The organism is Pseudolysinimonas sp., assembly GCF_044239695.1.
Lineage (GTDB): Bacteria > Actinomycetota > Actinomycetes > Actinomycetales > Microbacteriaceae > Pseudolysinimonas_A.
Genome location: NZ_JBIIAW010000008.1, coordinates 1 through 17,915 on the forward strand (window position 1 = coordinate 1; position 17,915 = coordinate 17,915).

Consider the following 17,915-nt stretch of genomic DNA (forward strand, 5'->3'; position numbering starts at 1 on the left):
CGCCGGTGAGGCCGCCGACCCAGTTCTCGTAGCGCACCCGCATGAAGTCGGGGTGGAAGGCGATCTGCTTCCCGGCGTCCAGGAGGGCGTCCTTGAGCTTGTCGTCGCGGGCGCCGTTGGTGATGTGCCACTGCAAGGTCGAGACGATCTCGAGCGGCTTGTCGCCCTTCTCGAAGAACTTCACCGCGTGGGTCGTCGGCTTCGGGTCGCCGATCAGGTCGCCGCTCGCCCGCAGCTGCTCGACGATCGCCGCTTTCGCGCTGAACACGGTCTTGCCCGCGAGCTCCGCGTAGGCGGCGCGTCCGGCGTCGGTGAACAGGTCGGCGGCGGGAGCCTCCTCGAGGAAGCGACCGTCGCGACCGAGCACCGTGCGGTTCGGCAGGTCGAGTTCACGCCACCACACCACGTCGGTCACGTCGCCGAAGGTGCAGATCATCGCGATGCCGGTGCCCTTGTCCTTCTGGGCGAGTCGGTGCGCCACGATCGGCACCTTGACGCCGAAGATCGGCGTCGTCACGGTCGTGCCGAAGAGGTGCTGGTAGCGCTCGTCATCGGGATGCGCGACGAGGGCCACGCAGGCCGGCAGCAGCTCGGGGCGGGTGGTGGCGATCTCGATCGTCCCGCCGTCGGGCTGGTGGAAGGTCACCGCGTGGTAGGCGGCGGGCTGCTCCTTGTCCTCCAGCTCGGCCTGCGCGACGGCGGTGCGGAAGGTGATGTCCCACAGCGTCGGGGCCTCGGCCTGGTAGGCCTCGCCGCGAGCGAGGTTGCGCAGGAACGCGCGCTGCGCGACGGTCTGCGCCTCCGGGCCGATCGTGCGGTAGGTGAGCGACCAGTCGACGCTCAGACCGAGGGCGCGCCAGAGGTCCTCGAACTGCTTCTCGTCTTCGACCGTCAGGCGCTCGCACAGCTCGATGAAGTTGCGGCGCGAGATCGGCACCTGGTCGGCGGCCTTGCTCGACGCGTTGTCGCCGCCCTCGAGCGGCGGCTGATACCCGGGCACGTAGGGGAGGGTCGGGTCGCACCGCACTCCGTAGTAGTTCTGCACGCGACGCTCGGTGGGCAGACCGTTGTCGTCCCAGCCCATCGGGTAGAAGATCTGCTCGCCGCGCATCCGGTGGAACCGGGCCGCGAGGTCCATGTGCGTGTAGGAGAATACGTGGCCGATGTGCAGGCTGCCGGATGCCGTGGGCGGCGGGGTGTCGACGCTGTACACGGTGCCCGCGGCGAGGGCGGCGGCGCGATCGAACCGGTGGGTGCCGTTCTGCTCCCAGGCTTGCGCCCACTTGGGCTCGAGTCCTTCGAGGGCGGGCTTGTCAGGAATTGCAGCGGTCATCGCAGTGTGCTCCGGTTCGATATGCGCGGCACCGAGTCGATGGTGAGGTGCCTGGTTGTGTGCCTGTGATGCTACCGGGTCGTCAGCGGCACTGCGTGGAGAGCTGGATGAGGGCGTCCGACGGGCGGCCGTAGATCGACTCGCCGTTGCCGTCGGCGGTGTAGCCCATGCCGATCGCCCAGGCGGTGGCCCACGGCTCCTCGCCGCCCGACTCGTACTCGGTGCCGAAGAACAGGTCGGTGCATTTCGAGAGGATGGCGTGGCCGACCTCGTGCACGACGAGCGACTGCACGCCGGCTCCCGGCCACATCGTCGCGACACTGTCGGAGAGGGTGATCGTCGCGTAGCCGCCGTCGGCCGACTGCCAGTAGCTCGTGCCGCCGTAGCTTCCCCCGGTGCCGTAGCCGTTGACGGTGACGGCCCAGTCGAATTCGAGCAGCACGCCGCCGGCGATCGAACGGGCGAACTCCTCGACGGTGAGTCGGCGATCGAGCAGCGGGCCCGCCTTCTCGGCGATCTCCTCAGCGTGCGACGCCTCCAGCGCGTGCGCCGCGTCGAGGAAGCCGAGCAGGGACTCGGCGACCGAGCTCTCGTCGACGAGCGCGAGGTCGGCGACCGCGTCGCGGAAGGCGAGGTGCGGCAGGTTCTCGGCGCTGAAGTTGGCGTTCTCGACCGTCGACGCCGTCTCCCGCGTCGCGCCGGCGAGGTTGAGCAGGGCCGCCCGCACGAGGTCGTCGTCGTCGCGGAGGGCGTTCGCTTCGGCACGGACGTCGGAGCTGAGCGCGCGAATCCGATCGGTGTCGAGCGGCTCCGGGTCGGCCGTGAGCAGCGGCCCGGCCCCCTCCAGGGCGTCCGCCGCCGCATCCCGTTCGGCGGTCACCGCCGCGACAGCGTCGACGGGCAGCAGCGGGTCGGCCGCGATGGCGATCACGTCGTCGGCCTCGGCCACGGCGGACTCCGACTCGTCGACGACTTCCGCCAGCGCGGTCGAGGCCGCGCGGAGGTCGGCGAGGGCGTCGTTCCGGGCGAGGACGCTCACCGCCAAGACGACCCCGACGACGACGAGGATGACGAACGCGAGCCCGCCGGCGATCAGGCCGAGGAGGAGGGGACGCCGCATCCTTCGACCCTACGGCTGAGCGGAACTCAGGCGGGTAGCTAGTCGCGGACCTTGATCGTCTGGCGTCCGATCACGTCGCCATTGGGACCGATGACGGCGATCGAGTAGATCTGGTCGGGGCCGTCCTCGCCGCACTGGTAGTTGACGGTGATGCCGCCGGTCCGCGGCAGGCCCGACTCGTACGGGCCGATCTCGGCGAATTCGGTGCCGACGCCGAACGACACGCTCGTGCCGGTCGTGTTCCAGTTGAAGGTGATCGAGGGCGAGTCTCCGTCGGACGTGCAGCCGGCATCGGACTTGTCGACCCCGTAGCTGAGGATCGTCGACGGCGGCGGGGGAGCCTGGGTGGGCTCGGGTTCCGGCTCGGGCTCGACGGTCGGGGTGGGCGTCGCGCTCGGTGTCGCGCTCTCGCTCGTCGTGGGGCTCGCGCTGGGGGTGTCAGACGGGGTGGGGCTCGCCGAGGGCGTGCCGCGGTCGCCGCTGAACAGGATGATGAGCAGCACGAGGATCGCGACCAGCAGGGCCGCTCCGACGCCGATGAGCACGAACATCAGGGTGCGCGACTTCTGGCGCTCCTCGACGAGTTCGTCGCCGGCATCCGGGCCGTGGGGGAGTCGCTGCGTGGGGGTGTCGTCGCTCATGCCGCTGCCTCTGTGTCACAGCCGGAGCTCGGCCCCCGGACGGGTCACAGCATAGGGGGAGGGCGGATCGGCGGGCAACGCCGCCACCCTTTCGCATCATCTTGAGTTGTTCTAGTGGAAATAGAACTATATAGTGGTGCCATGCTGATCCGAATCGACCCCGCGTCCGGCGACGCGATCTTCGATCAGCTGGCCGCTGCCGTCCGCACCGAGATCGGCCGCGGGGCGCTCCGACCGGGCGACCGACTTCCTGCGGCCCGCGAGCTGGCGGCGTCGCTCGACGTCAACATCCACACGGTGCTCCACGCGTACCAGGAGCTGCGCGACGAAGGTCTGATCGACCTGCGCCGCGGGCGCGGGGCGATCGTCACCGAGCAGGCCACCGCCTCGGGGGAGCTCGCCGGAGCGATCCGAGCGCTTGTCGCCGACGCCCGACGCCTCGGGGTCTCCCCCTCCACCTTGACCGCCCTCATCACTCAGGAGTTCACCTCATGAATCGCCGCCTGCCCTTCTTCTCCGCAGCCCTCCTCCTTCCCGGGACCGTCACCGTCGCCGGCGTCGTCGCCACCGCGTCACTGGCTGCCGGGGCATCGCGCCAGATCGCCGTCCACTGGAACGCCCTCGGGGAGCCCGACGGGTACGCTGCGCCGGAGGGGGTCGTCGCGGCCGTCGCCCTCGGCGGGATCGCGGTCACCGTCGGGTTCGCCGCGTTGCTCCTGCTCGGCCGGTCGCGAACGGGCATCCCCACCCGATCGGAGAAGATCCTCGTGACCGCGGCATCCTTCGTCACCGCCCTCACCGCGGCGATCGGTGTCTGGATGCTGGCCGCGCAACGCACCGACGGCGCCCGGGTCGACGTCTGGCCCGGTCTCGTCGTCGGCTTCGGCATTGCGGGCGCCGTCGGCCTGACGGCCTGGCTCATCACTCCGCGCGCCGACCGCACCTTCCTGGCGGACCCCGCGTCGGAACCGCCGGTCCCCCTGTCGTCCACGGAGCGTGCCGTGTGGATCGGGACGGCTCGGATGCCGCGCCCGGCGGTGGCGGCGATCGGCCTGGCGACGCTCGCGGTGCTCGCGCTCGTCGCCGGGGCGGTCATCGCCTCCGACCTCGCGTCGTGGCCGGTGCTCCTCGTCCCCGCGGCGCTCGGGATCTTCCTCCTCGGCCTCTCCAGCTATGCGGTTCGCGTCGACGACGACGGACTCCACGTGCGTGCCGCCCTCGGCGTTCCGGTCTGGAACATTCCCGCGGCCCGGGTCGCGTCGGCCGGGGTGGCCGAGGTCGCCCCGCTCGCCGACTTCGGCGGGTGGGGGGTGCGCATCGGGCGGGGTGGACGCACCGGTGTCATCACCCGCCGCGGGTCGGCGCTCCAGCTGCGACGCCGCGACGGCCGTGCCCTCGTCGTCACGGTGGACGACGCGGGCACGGCCGCGGCACTGCTGGGTGCCGTCGCGGAACGCGCCGCGACGGCCGGTGGACGGGGCTAGACCTCGTCGATCGGGTGCACCCGGCGGGCGGCGACGACGGCGGCGACCGCCGTCAGCACCGACATCACGCCGAGCACGATGCCGGGATGCCACCACGCGAAGTCGCTGGACTGCCCGAGCAGCAGGGTGAGCGCCGGCACGAAGCCCGAGATCACGGCCGCGACCGAATAGGAGACGGAGATCGCCGTGTACCGGAAACGCCCCGGGAACAGGTCGGCGAGCATCGCCCCGAGCGCGGCCCAGCTCATCGTCGGCAGGATCCCGCCGACGATCATCGTCGCCACCAGGATCTCGAACGTCGCGAACTGCAGCAGGTAGTACATCGGGAACGCGATCAGCAGGGTGCCGACGGCGCCGATCGCGACCACCCGGGCGGCCCCGATGCGGGTCGCCCACCAGCCGAACAGCGGGATGGTCACGAGCTGCAGCAACCCGCCGATCGTCGTCGCGATGAGCAGCTGCTGGTACGAGAAGCCGAGCGTCGTGACGCCGTAGTTCACCGTGTAGGTGTTCATCAGCGAATACGAGCCGATGCCGAGCAGCGCGCCGCCGACGGCGATCAGGAGCCCGACCGGCGCCTTCGCGAAGGCGGCGACGAGAGGCACCCGCGGGCGCGCCTGCGCCGACGCGACCGCCTTGAAGACCGGGGTCTCGTCGATCGACCAGCGCAGGTACAGCGAGACGACGAGCAGCGGGATGGCCGTCAGGAACGGGATGCGCCAGCCCCACTCGACCATCGCCTCGGGGGTCAGCGCCGTCGTCATCACCAGGAACAGGGCCGCCGCGAGGATCGAACCGATCGGCGAGCCGAGCTGCGGGAAGGCGGCGGCGAGGGCGCGGCGCTTCGGGTCGGCGTGCTCCGTGGCGAGCAGCACGGCCCCGCCCCACTCGCCGCCGAGCGACAGGCCCTGCACGAGGCGCAGCACGATCAGCAGGATCGCGCCGAGCCAGCCGGCGACCGCGTACGGCGGCAGGAGGCCGATGAGCCCCGTCGCGACGCCCATGATGGCGATCGTCCAGAGCAGCGTCGTGCGACGGCCGATCCGGTCGCCGAGGTGGCCGAAGACGATGGCGCCGAGGGGTCGCACCACGAAGCCGACGGCGATGCCGAGGAACGCGGCGAGCGTGCCCCCGACCGGGCCGAGCGGCTCGAAGAAGAGCGGGCCGACGAAGAACGCGGAGAAGTACGCGAACACGTAGAAGTCGTAGGACTCCAGCGATGTTCCGACGAGTGATGCCCAGGCGACGCGACGCGGGGTCGTGTTCGTGGTCTGGACCGTGGGAGACGTGGTTGGCACTTTGCCACTCTCAGTTGTGGTCACGATCCTCGACTTTAGGACGTGCGCGGCCTCGCCGCTGGCCGCGTCAGTGCGAGGGATCCGCCGCCGGGACCTGGCGCACGCGACGAGCGACCTCGGCGCAGCCGAGGAGCGCGGCCGCCATCGGCACGAGCCAGAGCGCCAGCCACGGGTCGACTACCTCGTCGGGACGGTCCACGACAGTCAGCGGGGCCCGCTTGTCGGCCTGGACGGCCGGCGGCGTCGCCTGCGCGTGCAGGCCTGCCCCGATCCCCACGGCGGCGGCGGCGAGCACGATCGTGATGCCGACCGCGAGCCGGTCGCCCATCGGCCGTCGCGATGCCGTGCCGTCGGCCCGAACGACCGGTGCGATGCTGCGATCCATGTTCTCCCCCTGCGTCATCTGCAGTGTGGAACACGGCCCGTGACGCCGTCGTGACGGATGCGCGGGGAGGTCGCGGCTCAGTCCGCGACGGAGCCGACAAGGTCGGCGAACTGCTGTGTGGGCGCGAGGCCGACCGCGGCATCCAGAAGGATCCGGTAGTGCTCATAGCTCCCCAGAGCGGCGCCCCGGTTGCCCATCGCCAGCTGCACCCGCACGAGGATCAGTTGCGGCGTTTCGCGGAGTGGATCGATGCGGATCGCCGCGCGGGCGGCGAGTGCAGCTTCCCCGAAACGTTCGTCGGCGATCAGGCGGCGCGCGAGCGACTCGAGGGTGTTCATGCGCAGGTAGCGCCAGTCCTCGGCCTCCGCGACGATCCAGTCGTCGTACCAATCGGGGAGGAGGTCACGTCCGAGGACCGTGACCGACGCGGAGCCGAGGTCCGATTCGTGCACGTCGCCGTTCTGCACCAGGCGATGCGCGAGCGCCTGCGCGTCGCGCAGGTCGATCGACACCCGCTCGCTCAGCAGGAGACCCGTGGACGACATTCGGATCGCCGAGCGAGCCCGGGGCTCGAGTCGCGCGATCGCCGACCGCAGGCTGTCGCCGGCACGCCCCTCGGAGACGTCGGGCCACATCGTGCCGGCGAGGGCGATCCGGGTGATCGCGCGCTCGCGCAGGGCGAGGAACACGAGGAGGCGCTGCGAGCCCGGGGACAGGTCGACGCGCTCGCCGTCGACACTCAACTCGAACCCTTCGAGCACGCACAGCTCGATCGTCGGAGGATCGGAGTCGCTCCCGGCGCTCGGGTCTGCAGAGGTGGGGGTGGCGACGACATCCACGATGTCCAGGAGATCGCCGGTGCTCAGCGGATCCCACTCCCGGCTCCACGCGTTGAGCGCGTGGAGGGCGACTTCGAGCGCGCGACCCTTCGGGGTCGGCGTGAAGTGCTCGACCCCCTCCGGGTCGATCTCGAGGGCGAGGATGCCCGCGGCGACGAGCGAGGCGAGTCGCGAGTTCAGGATGTCGGGCGCGATCCCGAGGAACGACTGGAAGTCTTCGCGGCGCGACGTGCCGCGCAGGAGGGCTTCGCCGATCACGGGAAGGCTCCACCGATCGAACTGCATCATGCGTGACCACCCCCTGACCGGGTGTCGGGGGGCCGAGCCTACAGGCACGACCTCCGGATCAGGCACGGCCGTCCCCCCGGACGACCGTGCCTGTACCGCATCCGTCCGGCGAGATCCCTCTGTGACCCCCAGCACCGAACGGTGAGACGAGGTGCGACCTCGTTGCCGGAAGTATCTCCGGCACCCCGTGACGGCGTCGTGACGGGCGCGTGACCGCCCCGCGACTCCCGTGCCGCTCGCACAGGAATCCCCTAAGCTGACGGCAACGACTGCGATCCGGCCATCACCGGGGAGTCTCCGGAAGAAAGCTCCTCGGGGCCGTAGAACCGGACGGGACGGCCCGTCATCGCCGGGAAGAGCGGCGCATCCGCGGGATGCGCAAGCGAGGTGGTACCGCGGTCTCCGTCGAGAAGACGGATGTCGTCCTCGTGAAGTGTCCGAACCTTCACCAGGAGCGAAACCGATGCCCTATCCGTCGATCCCGTCGTCCCCGGACTTCCCGGAGATCGAGCGCGGCATTCTCGCGTTCTGGAAGGGCGACGACACCTTCCGCGCGTCGATCGCAAACCGGGACGGCTGCGAGGAGTGGGTGTTCTACGACGGCCCGCCGTTCGCCAACGGCCTGCCGCACTACGGGCACCTGCTGACCGGCTACGCGAAGGACCTGTTCCCGCGCTACCAGACGATGCGCGGCAAGAAGGTCGAGCGCCGTTTCGGCTGGGACACCCACGGCCTGCCCGCCGAACTCGAGGCGATGCGCCAGCTCGGCATCACCGAGAAGCACCAGATCGAGGAGATGGGCGTCGCCGCGTTCAACGCGAAGGCCCGCGAATCGGTGCTGCGGTACACGAAGGAGTGGGAGGAGTACGTCACCCGCCAGGCCCGCTGGGTCGACTTCGAGAACGACTACAAGACGCTCGACGTGACCTTCATGGAGAGCGTCATCTGGGCGTTCTCCGAGCTGTACAAGAAGGACCTCGCCTACGAGGGCTACCGGGTGCTGCCCTACTGCTGGCGCGACCAGACCCCGCTGTCCAACCACGAACTGCGCATGGACGACGACGTCTACCAGATGCGCCAGGACCAGTCGGTGACCGTCACCTTCCCGCTCCTGGGCGAGAAGGCGGAGGCGCTCGGCCTGACCGGCGTGAAGGCGCTCGCCTGGACGACGACCCCGTGGACGCTGCCGACCAACGCGGCTCTCGCCGTCGGCCCCGCGATCTCCTACGCGATCGTGCCGTCGCAGGACGGCGTCAGCGAATACCTCCTCGCCGCCGACACGGTGGGCGCGTATGCGAAGGAACTCGGCTACGAGAACGCGGCGGATGCCGTGGCGGCGATCGTCCGCGAGGTTCCGGGTGCTGAGCTGGACGGCATCCACTACGACCGCCTGTGGGACTACTACGCGGATGCCTCGGGGATGGAGAACGCCTGGCGCATCCTCGTCGCCGAGTACGTCGCAACCGGGGAGGGCACCGGCATCGTGCACCAGGCGCCCGCCTACGGCGAGGACGACCAGGTGACGACGGCGGCCGCCGGCATCCCGGTGATCCTGTCGGTCGACGACGGGGGACGCTTCCTGCCGGTCGTCGAGCCGGTCGCGGGCCTGCAGGTGTTCGAGGCCAACCCTCTGCTGATCACGCAGCTCCGTGAAGAGGGCCGCCTCTTCCAAGTGAAGTCGTACGAGCACTCGTACCCGCACTGCTGGCGCTGCCGCAACCCGCTGATCTACAAGGCGGTGTCGTCGTGGTTCGTGCGCGTCGTCGACGTCAAGGACCGCATGGTCGACCTCAACCAGCAGATCACCTGGGTGCCCGACAACGTCAAAGACGGCCAGTTCGGCAAGTGGCTCGCGAACGCGCGCGACTGGTCGATCTCGCGCAACCGCTACTGGGGCTCGCCGATCCCGGTCTGGAAGAGCGACGACCCGGCCTACCCGCGGGAGGACGTCTACGGCTCCCTCGCCGAGCTCGAGGCCGACTTCGGCACCCTGCCGCGCAACCCGGAGGGCGAGGTGGACCTGCACCGGCCGTACATCGACGACCTCGTGCGGCCGAACCCCGACGATCCTTCGGGTCAGGCGATGATGCGCCGCATCCCGGATGTGCTCGACGTGTGGTTCGACTCGGGATCGATGCCGTTCGCGCAGGTGCACTACCCGTTCGAGAACCGCGAGTGGTTCGACGCCCACAACCCCGCCGACTTCATCGTCGAGTACATCGGGCAGACCCGCGGCTGGTTCTACACGATGCACGTGCTCGCGACCGCGCTGTTCGACCGGCCGGCGTTCAGCGGCGTCATCAGCCACGGGATCGTGCTGGGCAACGACGGGCAGAAGATGTCGAAGTCGCTGCGCAACTACCCCGACGTGTCGGAGGTGTTCGAGCGGGACGGCTCCGACGCGATGCGCTGGTTCCTCATGTCGTCGTCGGTCATCCGCGGCGGCAACCTCGTCGTCACCGAGGAGGGCATCCGCGGCGGCGTGCGCGAACTGCTGCTGCCGCTGTGGTCGACGTACTACTTCTTCACCCTCTACGCGAACTCCGCCGGTGTCACCGCGACGCGATCGACCGCCTCGACGAACGTGCTCGACCGCTACATCCTCGCCAAGACCGGCGAGGTGCTGGCGCAGGTGACCGAGCACCTCGACCAGCTCGACAGTCCGTTCGCGGCCCAGGCGCTGCGCGACTTCGGCGACGTGCTCACCAACTGGTACGTGCGCCGGTCGCGCGACAGGTTCTGGGACGGCACCGATCGGGAGGCCTTCGACACCCTGTACACGGTGCTCGAGACCCTCGTGAAGATGGCGGCCCCGCTGCTTCCGCTCGTCACCGAGGAGATCTTCCGCGGGCTGACCGGACGCCGCAGCGTGCACCTGGAGGACTGGCCGTCGGCCGACGAGTTCCCCGCCGACCACGCCCTCGTCGCCGCGATGGACCGGGTGCGCGAGATCGCCTCGTCCGGTCTCGCGCTGCGCAAGGCGCAGAAACTGCGCGTGCGACTCCCGCTGAGCCGACTCACCGTGGTCTCCGCCGATCCGTCGGCCCTCGAGCCGTTCGCCGACATCCTCGCCGACGAGCTCAATGTGAAGGCCGTCGACCTCGAGACGCTCGTGGAGTCGAGCCTCGCCACCCACGGCATCGAGCGCCGGCTCACCGTGAACGCCCGCGCCCTCGGCCCGCGGCTCGGCAAGGACGTGCAGCGCGTCATCCAGGCGGCGAAGGCCGGGGTCTGGATGACCGAGGGCGACATCGTGATCGTCGACGGCACGGCGCTGCAGCCGGGGGAGTACGACCTCGTGCTGCACGCGGCCGATCCGGATGCCGCGGTCGCCTTCCTCGGCGACGGCGGCTTCGTCGTGCTCGACACCGCCGTGACGCCGGAACTCGACGCCGAAGGGCTCGCGCGCGACGTCATCCGTGCCGTTCAGCAGGCGCGGAAGGATGCCGGGCTCGACGTGAGCGACCGCATCGCGCTGACGATCCTCGGCGACGCGATCGCCGTCGATGCCGTTTCCACTCACCAGGAACTGATCGCGGGAGAGACCCTCGCGACGACGATCGCGGTGAAGACCGGGGAGAATGGGGCGACTGCCGTCGGAGCCGGATCCGCGGTGACGATCGAAGTGGTGCGCGCATGACCGACGAGGCATTCGACGAGGACGAGCTCTTCCAGCGCGAGGCCGACGAGGTCTACGCCGAACTGCTCGTGCGCATCGGCGAAGCCACCCCGCAGCCGCGCCTCGAGCCCACGCGCAAGGTCTGCGAACTCCTCGGCGATCCGCAGCGCACCGCCCCCGTCATCCACATCACCGGCACCAACGGCAAGACGTCCACGTCGCGCATGATCGAGGCGATCCTCCGCGCCGCCGGAGTGAAGACCGGGCTGCTCACCTCCCCGCACCTGGTGAAGGTCAATGAGCGCATCGTCATCGATGGACTCCCGGTCTCCAACGAGGCGCTCGTGCGCAACTGGCGCGACATCGCCCCGTACCTCGCGATCGTCGACGCCGAACTGCTCGCGAACGGCGAGGAGGCCCTGTCGTACTTCGAAGCGCTCACCGTGCTCGGGTTCGCGATCTTCGCCGACGCCCCCGTGGATGTCATGGTGCTCGAAGTGGGCATGGGCGGCGAGTGGGACTCCACCAACGTCGCCGACGGGCAGGTCGCCGTCTTCACCCCGATCGCCCTCGACCACCAGGCGCGTCTGGGCAACACGATCGCCGAGATCGCGACGACCAAGGGCGGCATCATCAAGCCCGCCGCGACGGTCGTCACCGCGATGCAGCCGCTCGAGGCGATGGATGAGCTACGCGCCGCGGCCGTCCTCGACGAAGCCGAGATGCTGATCGAGATGGTCGACTTCGCCCTCGAATCCACGACCGTCGCCGTCGGCGGTCAGGTGATCACCGTGCGCGGGCGCGCCGGCACGTACTCGGATGTCTTCCTCCCGCTGTACGGCGACTACCAGGGCCAGAACGCCGCCGTCGCGATCGCGGCGGTCGAGTCGTTCATCGGCAACGGCACCGTCCCGCTCGATCCGGATGTCGTCGCCGCGGGGCTCGCCAACGCGACCTCGCCCGGGCGCCTGCAGTTGATCGGCATCGAACCCACGGTGTTCGTCGACGCCGCCCACAACCCGCACGGGGCGAAAGCGCTCGCCGCCGCGATGACCGAGTACTTCGACTTCCAGCGGATCGCCGTCGTGATCGCGGTGCTCGGCGACAAGGACGCGCACGGCATCTTCGCCGAGCTCGCTCCCGTCGCCGACCGGTTCCACGTCACGACGTCGCAGTCCGACCGCGCGACACCCGTCGACGACCTCGCCGACATCGCGCGTTCCGTCGCCGCGGAGGATGCCGTCATCCCCTTCGAGGACTTCGCGGAAGCCGTCGAGACCGCCCGCGCCTGGGCCGCCGACGGCCCCTCCCGCGCCGTGCTGATCACCGGTTCGATCACCCTCGTCGGAGAAGCGATCGCGCTCGCCGACGCCGGAGAATGGAAGCCGTGAGCACCCCCGACCCCGACGAGACCTCACCCGCGACCGGGCGACCCGGGCGCGTGCGTCGCCCGCGCCGCGAGCGCGGGGTGACCGAGACGCTGCTGTCGGTCGTGCTGGTGCTCGAGGCCGTCATCCTGATCTTCGCGGGGCTCACCCTGATCGGGCTGTCGGACCACCCGCTGTGGATGGTCCTGGGCGGCACCGGTTGGGCGGTCGCGATCTTCCTGCTCGTCTCGCAGTTCCAGCGGTGGAACTGGGGGGTCGTGCTCGGCGGCGTGCTGCAGGTCGGGCTCGTCGCGACCGGGTTCCTGCACGGCTTCATGTTCGTCATCGGCGCGGTGTTCGCCGGACTGTGGGTGTGGTGTCTGGTGCGCGCACGGCGCATCGAATCGTCGCGGCGTACCGCCGCAGAAGGAGTGGATGGATGAACGTCGAAGAGACCCTGGTGCTGGTCAAGCCGGATGGCGTGGCCCGCAACCTGACCGGCGAGATCCTGCGCCGCATCGAGGCGAAGGGCTACTCGCTCGTCGACATCCGTCTCGTCGAAGCCGATCGGGAACTGCTCGCCGCGCATTACGAGGAGCACCTCGGCAAGCCGTTCTACGAGCCGCTCGTCGAGTTCATGGAGTCGGGGCCCGTCGTCGCCCTGCGCATCGCGGGCAACCGCGTCATCGAGGGCTTCCGTTCCCTCGCCGGCACGACCGACCCCACGACGGCCGCCCCCGGCACGATCCGCGGCGACCTCGGCCGCGACTGGGGCCTCAAGGTGCAGCAGAACCTCGTGCACGGCTCCGACTCGCCCGAATCCGCCGCCCGCGAGCTCGCTCTCTGGTTCACCCGCTCCTGACTCGGAGGAGTCCTCAGAAAAGCGGACTGCGGGTGCGCCTGGCGCGAGCCTAGGGTCGAGCCGAGGCCGGATCAGACCGGCCTTCGATTCGATGAACGGAGGATCAGGGTGAATTCGAAGCTCAGGAAGTTCGCTGCCTCAGCCGCGCTCGCGATGGCGCTGGGGACGGTGCCGGTGGCGCTGGTCGCGGCCCCCGCCGCCGCCGCGTCGTGCACCAACGCGAGTTGGGATGCGTGGGGCAGCGGTTACGCGACCGCGAACTGCGTCGGCCCGGGGCAGGTGCGCTTCAAGGTGACCTGTCAAGCGGTCTGGCCGTGGACACCGTGGACGTCATACGGTGCCTGGCACAGCCCGGGCGGAGGGCAAACGATCGTGTCGGTCTTCCCGACGTGCTCCAACTGGGCCAGCTACTCGTTCTCACTGCAATACCGCTAGCGAGAGAGCGGGGGTGCGGGCGGGTCGGCCGCACCCCCGCGCTCACGGTGTCGGAGTCGGCTCGTCGCCCAGCGTGGCGTTCTGAGCGATGAACGCCGCGAATGCTTCGGGGTCGTCGACAGCGCCTTCGTACCGCACGTCGTTCACCAGGACGGTCGGCGTGCCGAACCTGCCCGTGGTCGGGTTGGCGAGAGCTGGGTCGTTCGACGCACGCTCGGAGGCGGCACTGACCCAGCCGGCGTAGCGCTTGTCCCCGATGCATGCCGACACCTCGTCGGTGAGCGCGCCCGCGCCATCCAGGACATCGCGGATCTCGTCATCGGTCAGGCCCGCGGTCGATTCCGCAGGCTGGGCGGCGAAGAGCGCCGAGTTGGCATCGAGGAACGCATCCGGCTCCGAGGCGGCGACGCACGCCATCGCGTTCGCGGCGCGGGTCGAGTACTCGCTCCCGAGGAACGCGCGGTCGAGGATGGAGATCGGGTGGACCTCGAGGGTGGCGTAGCCGGCCGAGATGAGGTCATTGATCTGCGACGCGTTCGCCGTCTCGAACTGGTTGCAGAACGGGCAGCCGTAGTCGATGTAGGTGACGATGCGCACGGGCACGTCGTACGCGTCGGGGTCGGTCGGCACCGGAGTGCTGTCGGCGGGAACGGCGCCGGTCTCCACCGCTTCGATCGAGCCGTCGTCCGCCCCCGTGAACAGGATGCCGTCGGACGCCATGTTGACGGGGCCCGGACCGGCGGGACGCGTGCCCGCCCAGATGCCCCAGCCCACGGCGGCGAGCACACCGACGATCGCGACGGTAGCTCCGACGCGGATCAGGATGCTGTTGCGGCGCTGCGCCTTCTGACGCTCCTCGCGTTCGAGGCGAGCGATCTCGCGTGCCTGCTCCCGGCGCTGGTCCTTGGTGAGTCGTTCTTGGGTCACGGTGACGACCTTATCCGGATGATCCTATGGAGATGCCCGGCCGTGTTCTACAGGTATTGCACGACGTCGAGGCGCAGCTGCGCGATGAACGCGACGACTACGTAGCTGACGATCGTGACGGGAATCGCCCAGGAGCGCAGCCACTTCCCGGCGGCGACTAGGCGGTCGCCGAAGGCACCCTCGGCGAGGTTGCGGGCGGTGACGACCCAGAACAGCGGGATGGTGACGCTCCAGACGAGCATGCACCAGGGGCACAGCGTCCCGAGCACGAAGATGCTCTGCGAGATGAGCCAGATCACGAAGGCCAGAGCACCGGCGAGGCCGACGTTGAAGGCGATCCAGAACCAGCGCGCGAAGCGGGCTCCCGCGAGCAGGCCGACGCCGACCGCGATCGGCGCCACGAAGCCGCCGAGCCCGAGGATCGGGTTGGGGAACCCGAGCACCGCACCCTGCCAGGAGTCGAGGTTCTTGCCGCACTGCACGATGAGGCTGAAGTTGCAGTCCAGGTCGGCCTGCGGGTTCTGCAGCAGCAGGAACTTGTCGACGGTGAGCGAGAACGCGGCCCACCACCCGAGGATGCCGGCGACGATCAGGAAGATCGCGAAGGCGACGGGGAGGCGGCGGGGAGTCTCGGTCACGGTCACCATGTGATTATCGCAACCCCGGGTCGGGCGAATACCGGGACCAAGGTCCCGGCGTGCGATACTGGAGCGCAAGTCGTTCGGGCCGCGCCCGACCGCACCGATCAAAGCTTTCCGGGCAACCAGACCGGGCCGCGAGTGCCGACAGTGTTTTTCACAGCCAGTCGTGCACCGCGTCGGATGCCAGTTCCGAGCCGCCGTGACAGGGCGGGCGTTGTGAGAGAACGCAGTGTTCGAGAGAACGCAGCGACCAGAACACCGTTCAGGGGAACGGGGGTCGCATCCCAGATTTCAGATTCGCGAACTGACAGACCGGTTCGCTCGATTGTTCCGGCGGATGCGCGGCACCTCCGGCCGAGGAGTGCACCAGCGATGGTGAAGAAGGATGCGCCGAAGAGCGCGAGTTCCCACGTTTCAGCGGAGACCGACACGGGCCTGGTCCCGGTCGACGAGCCGATCGAGAAGCCCAAGCGCGGCCGCAAGAAGGCGGAGACGTCCGACGCGTCGAGCGTCGAGAAGCCGAAGCGCGGACGCGCGAAGACCGAGGAGCCGGCCCCCGAGACGGCAGAGCCTGCCGCTCCGCCGGCGGCCACGAGCGCGTTCTCGCTGATGTTCCAGGCTCCGCCGCTGCCGACCCCGGTCATCGGGGCGAACGGCCCGGAGGACGACCTCGAGCCGGCGGGCGGCACGTCGTCGCGCCGCACGCGCACACGCCGACGTTCGGGGGAGGCCCCCCGCGACGGCGACGACGCCCCGAACACCACGGTGCGGGTGCGGCAGCCGCGCGCGGCCGCGCCGCTGATCACCGAGCCGCAGCGCGTCAAGGGCTCGACCCGGCTCGAGGCGAAGAAGCAGCGCCGCCGCGACGGTCGGGATGCCGGGCGTCGCCGCCCGGTCATCACCGAGGCGGAGTTCCTCGCCCGGCGCGAGAGCGTCGACCGGGTGATGGTCGTGCGGAGCAAGTTCGGCCGCATCCAGATCGCCGTTCTGGAGGACGGGGTGCTCGTCGAGCACTACGTCGCGCGGGCGCAGGACGCGAGCCTCATCGGCAACGTCTACCTCGGTCGCGTGCAGAACGTGCTGCCGTCGATGGAGGCGGCGTTCGTCGACATCGGCCGCGGTCGCAACGCCGTGCTGTACTCCGGCGAGGTCGACTGGGAGGCCGCCGCGGCCGCCGCGGAGAGCGACGGCAACAAGAACCAGGCCCGCAAGATCGAGCTGGCGCTCAAGCCCGGCGACAAGGTGCTCGTGCAGGTCACGAAGGACCCGGTCGGCCACAAGGGCGCCCGTCTGACGAGCCAGGTCAGCCTGCCCGGCCGCTACCTCGTCTACGTGCCGAACGGCTCGATGAACGGCATCAGCCGCAAGCTCCCCGACACCGAGCGGGCGCGGCTCAAGAAGATCCTCAAGGAGGTGCTGCCCGACGAGAACGGGGTCATCGTGCGTACCGCCGCCGAAGGCGCCACCGAGGAGCAGCTGACGCTCGACGTGCAGCGCCTCATCACCCAGTGGGCCGAGATCGACCACGCGGTGCAGACCCAGCCGGCTCCGGCGCTGCTGCACAGCGAGCCCGACCTGCTGCTGAAGATCGTGCGGGACGTTTTCAACGAGGACTTCCACAAGCTCGTCATCGAAGGCGACGACGCCCTCGAGACGATCTCCGGATACCTGGATGCCGTCGCCCCCGACCTCGTCGAGCGCGTGCAGAAGCACGAGGGCGAGCGCGACTCGTTCGACGAGTTCCGCGTCAGCGAGCAGATCGACAAGGCGCTCGAGCGCAAGGTGTGGCTGCCGTCGGGCGGCTCGCTCGTCATCGACCGCACCGAGGCGATGACCGTCGTCGACGTCAACACCGGCAAGTTCGTCGGATCCGGCGGCAACCTCGAGGAGACGGTCACCCGCAACAACCTCGAAGCCGCCGAGGAGATCGTGCGCCAGCTGCGGCTGCGCGACATCGGCGGCATCATCGTCGTCGACTTCATCGACATGGTGCTCGAGTCCAACCGCGACCTCGTGCTGCGCCGACTCGTCGAATGCCTGTCGCGCGACCGCACGAAGCACCAGGTCGCCGAGGTCACCTCGCTCGGGCTCGTGCAGATGACCCGCAAGAAGCTGGGGCTCGGTCTCATCGAGTCGTTCAGCGAGAACTGCGAGCACTGCGCCGGTCGGGGCATCATCATCCACCACGACCCGGTCTTCAAGCACCGGTCGCCGGCGGGCGACAACCCCGGCGGGTCGAACCAGTCGGGCGGCTCGTCGCGCAGCCGTCGCGGACGCGGGGGCGGCGGCGGGGCCGCGCCGGCGAGCTCGGGCGTCAAGAACGGGGTCGGCGGCGCCGGCACGCACGCGATCACCGAGGACGTGAAGAACGCCCTCGCGCAGATCGCGAAGAGCACCGTCCACACCGACGAGGCCCACACCGGCTCGATCGAGACGCATCCGGCGGAGGCGGTCGCCGTCGCGGCGGCCGAGACCGCGGTCGAGATCCTCGAGATCCCGGTGCAGAAAGCGCCCCGATCCTCGCGGCGGGTCAGCCCGAAGGACGCCGAGAACATCCTCGGATCGGTGCTCGAAGCGCTGCCGGAGCCCAAGCAGCCCGGCCAGGGTCGGCGCGGCTCGCGTCGGGCCTCGACCGGGGGCACCGTCACGCCGCCCGCCGTCGGCACCGAGGACTAG

General features: G+C 69.9%; 16 protein-coding genes. 8 read left to right on the forward strand and 8 right to left on the reverse strand.

All coding sequences use genetic code 11. The features are described from left to right. The 3 genes from ACILQS_RS02380 to ACILQS_RS02390 all read right to left on the reverse strand — a co-directional run. The coding region (locus ACILQS_RS02380; RefSeq protein WP_395638498.1) for a class I tRNA ligase family protein at window positions 1-1,333 on the reverse strand (1,333 nt) is incomplete at its 3' end. Window positions 1,334-1,415: 82 nt separating this feature from the next. Then, the gene (locus tag ACILQS_RS02385) at window positions 1,416-2,453 is read right to left on the reverse strand and encodes a hypothetical protein (RefSeq protein ID WP_395638499.1); all 1,038 of its coding nucleotides are present in this window, start codon (window positions 2,451-2,453) and stop codon (window positions 1,416-1,418) included. Window positions 2,454-2,491: 38 nt separating this feature from the next. Beyond that, window positions 2,492-3,094: a hypothetical protein gene (locus ACILQS_RS02390; protein ID WP_395638500.1), complete on the reverse strand. Its 603-nt coding sequence runs from the start codon at window positions 3,092-3,094 to the stop codon at window positions 2,492-2,494. Between the two features lie 141 nt (window positions 3,095-3,235). On the opposite strand from ACILQS_RS02390, the gene ACILQS_RS02395 reads away from it, so the two are divergent. Both ACILQS_RS02395 and ACILQS_RS02400 read left to right on the forward strand, forming a co-directional pair. Next, window positions 3,236-3,589: a GntR family transcriptional regulator gene (locus ACILQS_RS02395; RefSeq protein WP_395638501.1), complete on the forward strand. Its 354-nt coding sequence runs from the start codon at window positions 3,236-3,238 to the stop codon at window positions 3,587-3,589. Then, window positions 3,586-4,578, forward strand: a complete 993-nt coding sequence (locus ACILQS_RS02400; protein ID WP_395638502.1) for a hypothetical protein — start codon at window positions 3,586-3,588, stop codon at window positions 4,576-4,578. The genes ACILQS_RS02395 and ACILQS_RS02400 overlap by 4 nt, the downstream gene beginning before the upstream one ends. On the opposite strand, the gene ACILQS_RS02405 is transcribed toward ACILQS_RS02400, so the two are convergent. From ACILQS_RS02405 to ACILQS_RS02415, 3 genes are all read right to left on the reverse strand, one after another. Next, window positions 4,575-5,876, reverse strand: a complete 1,302-nt coding sequence (locus tag ACILQS_RS02405; protein ID WP_395638503.1) for an MFS transporter — start codon at window positions 5,874-5,876, stop codon at window positions 4,575-4,577. The two genes, ACILQS_RS02400 and ACILQS_RS02405, sit on opposite strands and share 4 nt — an antisense overlap. Window positions 5,877-5,943: 67 nt before the next feature. Continuing rightward, on the reverse strand, window positions 5,944-6,261 hold the full coding sequence (locus ACILQS_RS02410; RefSeq protein ID WP_395638504.1) for a hypothetical protein: 318 nt from the start codon (window positions 6,259-6,261) through the stop codon (window positions 5,944-5,946). A gap of 77 nt (window positions 6,262-6,338) precedes the next feature. Continuing rightward, entirely contained in the window at window positions 6,339-7,388 is a 1,050-nt protein-coding gene (locus ACILQS_RS02415) for a BTAD domain-containing putative transcriptional regulator (RefSeq protein WP_395638505.1), read from the reverse strand. A gap of 463 nt (window positions 7,389-7,851) precedes the next feature. Between ACILQS_RS02415 and ileS the strand changes: the two genes are divergently transcribed. The 5 genes from ileS (at window position 7,852) to ACILQS_RS02440 (ending at window position 13,671) form a co-directional block, all read left to right on the forward strand. Beyond that, window positions 7,852-11,028 carry an isoleucine--tRNA ligase gene (ileS, locus tag ACILQS_RS02420; protein ID WP_395638506.1) on the forward strand — a complete coding sequence of 1,059 codons (3,177 nt, stop codon included), beginning with the start codon at window positions 7,852-7,854 and terminating at the stop codon, window positions 11,026-11,028. Then, on the forward strand, window positions 11,025-12,398 hold the full coding sequence (locus ACILQS_RS02425; protein ID WP_395638507.1) for a bifunctional folylpolyglutamate synthase/dihydrofolate synthase: 1,374 nt from the start codon (window positions 11,025-11,027) through the stop codon (window positions 12,396-12,398). Before ileS ends, ACILQS_RS02425 begins: the two co-directional genes overlap by 4 nt. Next, complete coding sequence (locus ACILQS_RS02430; RefSeq protein WP_395638508.1) at window positions 12,395-12,817, forward strand: DUF4233 domain-containing protein; 423 nt, start codon at window positions 12,395-12,397, stop codon at window positions 12,815-12,817. Before ACILQS_RS02425 ends, ACILQS_RS02430 begins: the two co-directional genes overlap by 4 nt. Next, window positions 12,814-13,236 (forward strand): nucleoside-diphosphate kinase, encoded by a 423-nt coding sequence (ndk, locus tag ACILQS_RS02435; RefSeq protein WP_395638509.1) that lies wholly within the window; start codon window positions 12,814-12,816, stop codon window positions 13,234-13,236. Before ACILQS_RS02430 ends, ndk begins: the two co-directional genes overlap by 4 nt. A 108-nt stretch (window positions 13,237-13,344) precedes the next feature. Further along, window positions 13,345-13,671, forward strand: a complete 327-nt coding sequence (locus ACILQS_RS02440; protein ID WP_395638510.1) for a hypothetical protein — start codon at window positions 13,345-13,347, stop codon at window positions 13,669-13,671. A gap of 42 nt (window positions 13,672-13,713) precedes the next feature. On the opposite strand, the gene ACILQS_RS02445 is transcribed toward ACILQS_RS02440, so the two are convergent. Next, a complete protein-coding gene (locus ACILQS_RS02445; protein ID WP_395638511.1) occupies window positions 13,714-14,598 on the reverse strand; it encodes a DsbA family protein in 885 nt (294 codons plus the stop codon). Window positions 14,599-14,645: 47 nt separating this feature from the next. After that, window positions 14,646-15,245 (reverse strand): vitamin K epoxide reductase family protein, encoded by a 600-nt coding sequence (locus ACILQS_RS02450; protein WP_395638512.1) that lies wholly within the window; start codon window positions 15,243-15,245, stop codon window positions 14,646-14,648. 366 nt (window positions 15,246-15,611) lie between these two features. Here ACILQS_RS02450 and ACILQS_RS02455 point away from each other — a divergent pair, with 366 nt between their 5' ends. After that, complete coding sequence (locus ACILQS_RS02455) at window positions 15,612-17,915, forward strand: Rne/Rng family ribonuclease (RefSeq protein WP_395638513.1); 2,304 nt, start codon at window positions 15,612-15,614, stop codon at window positions 17,913-17,915.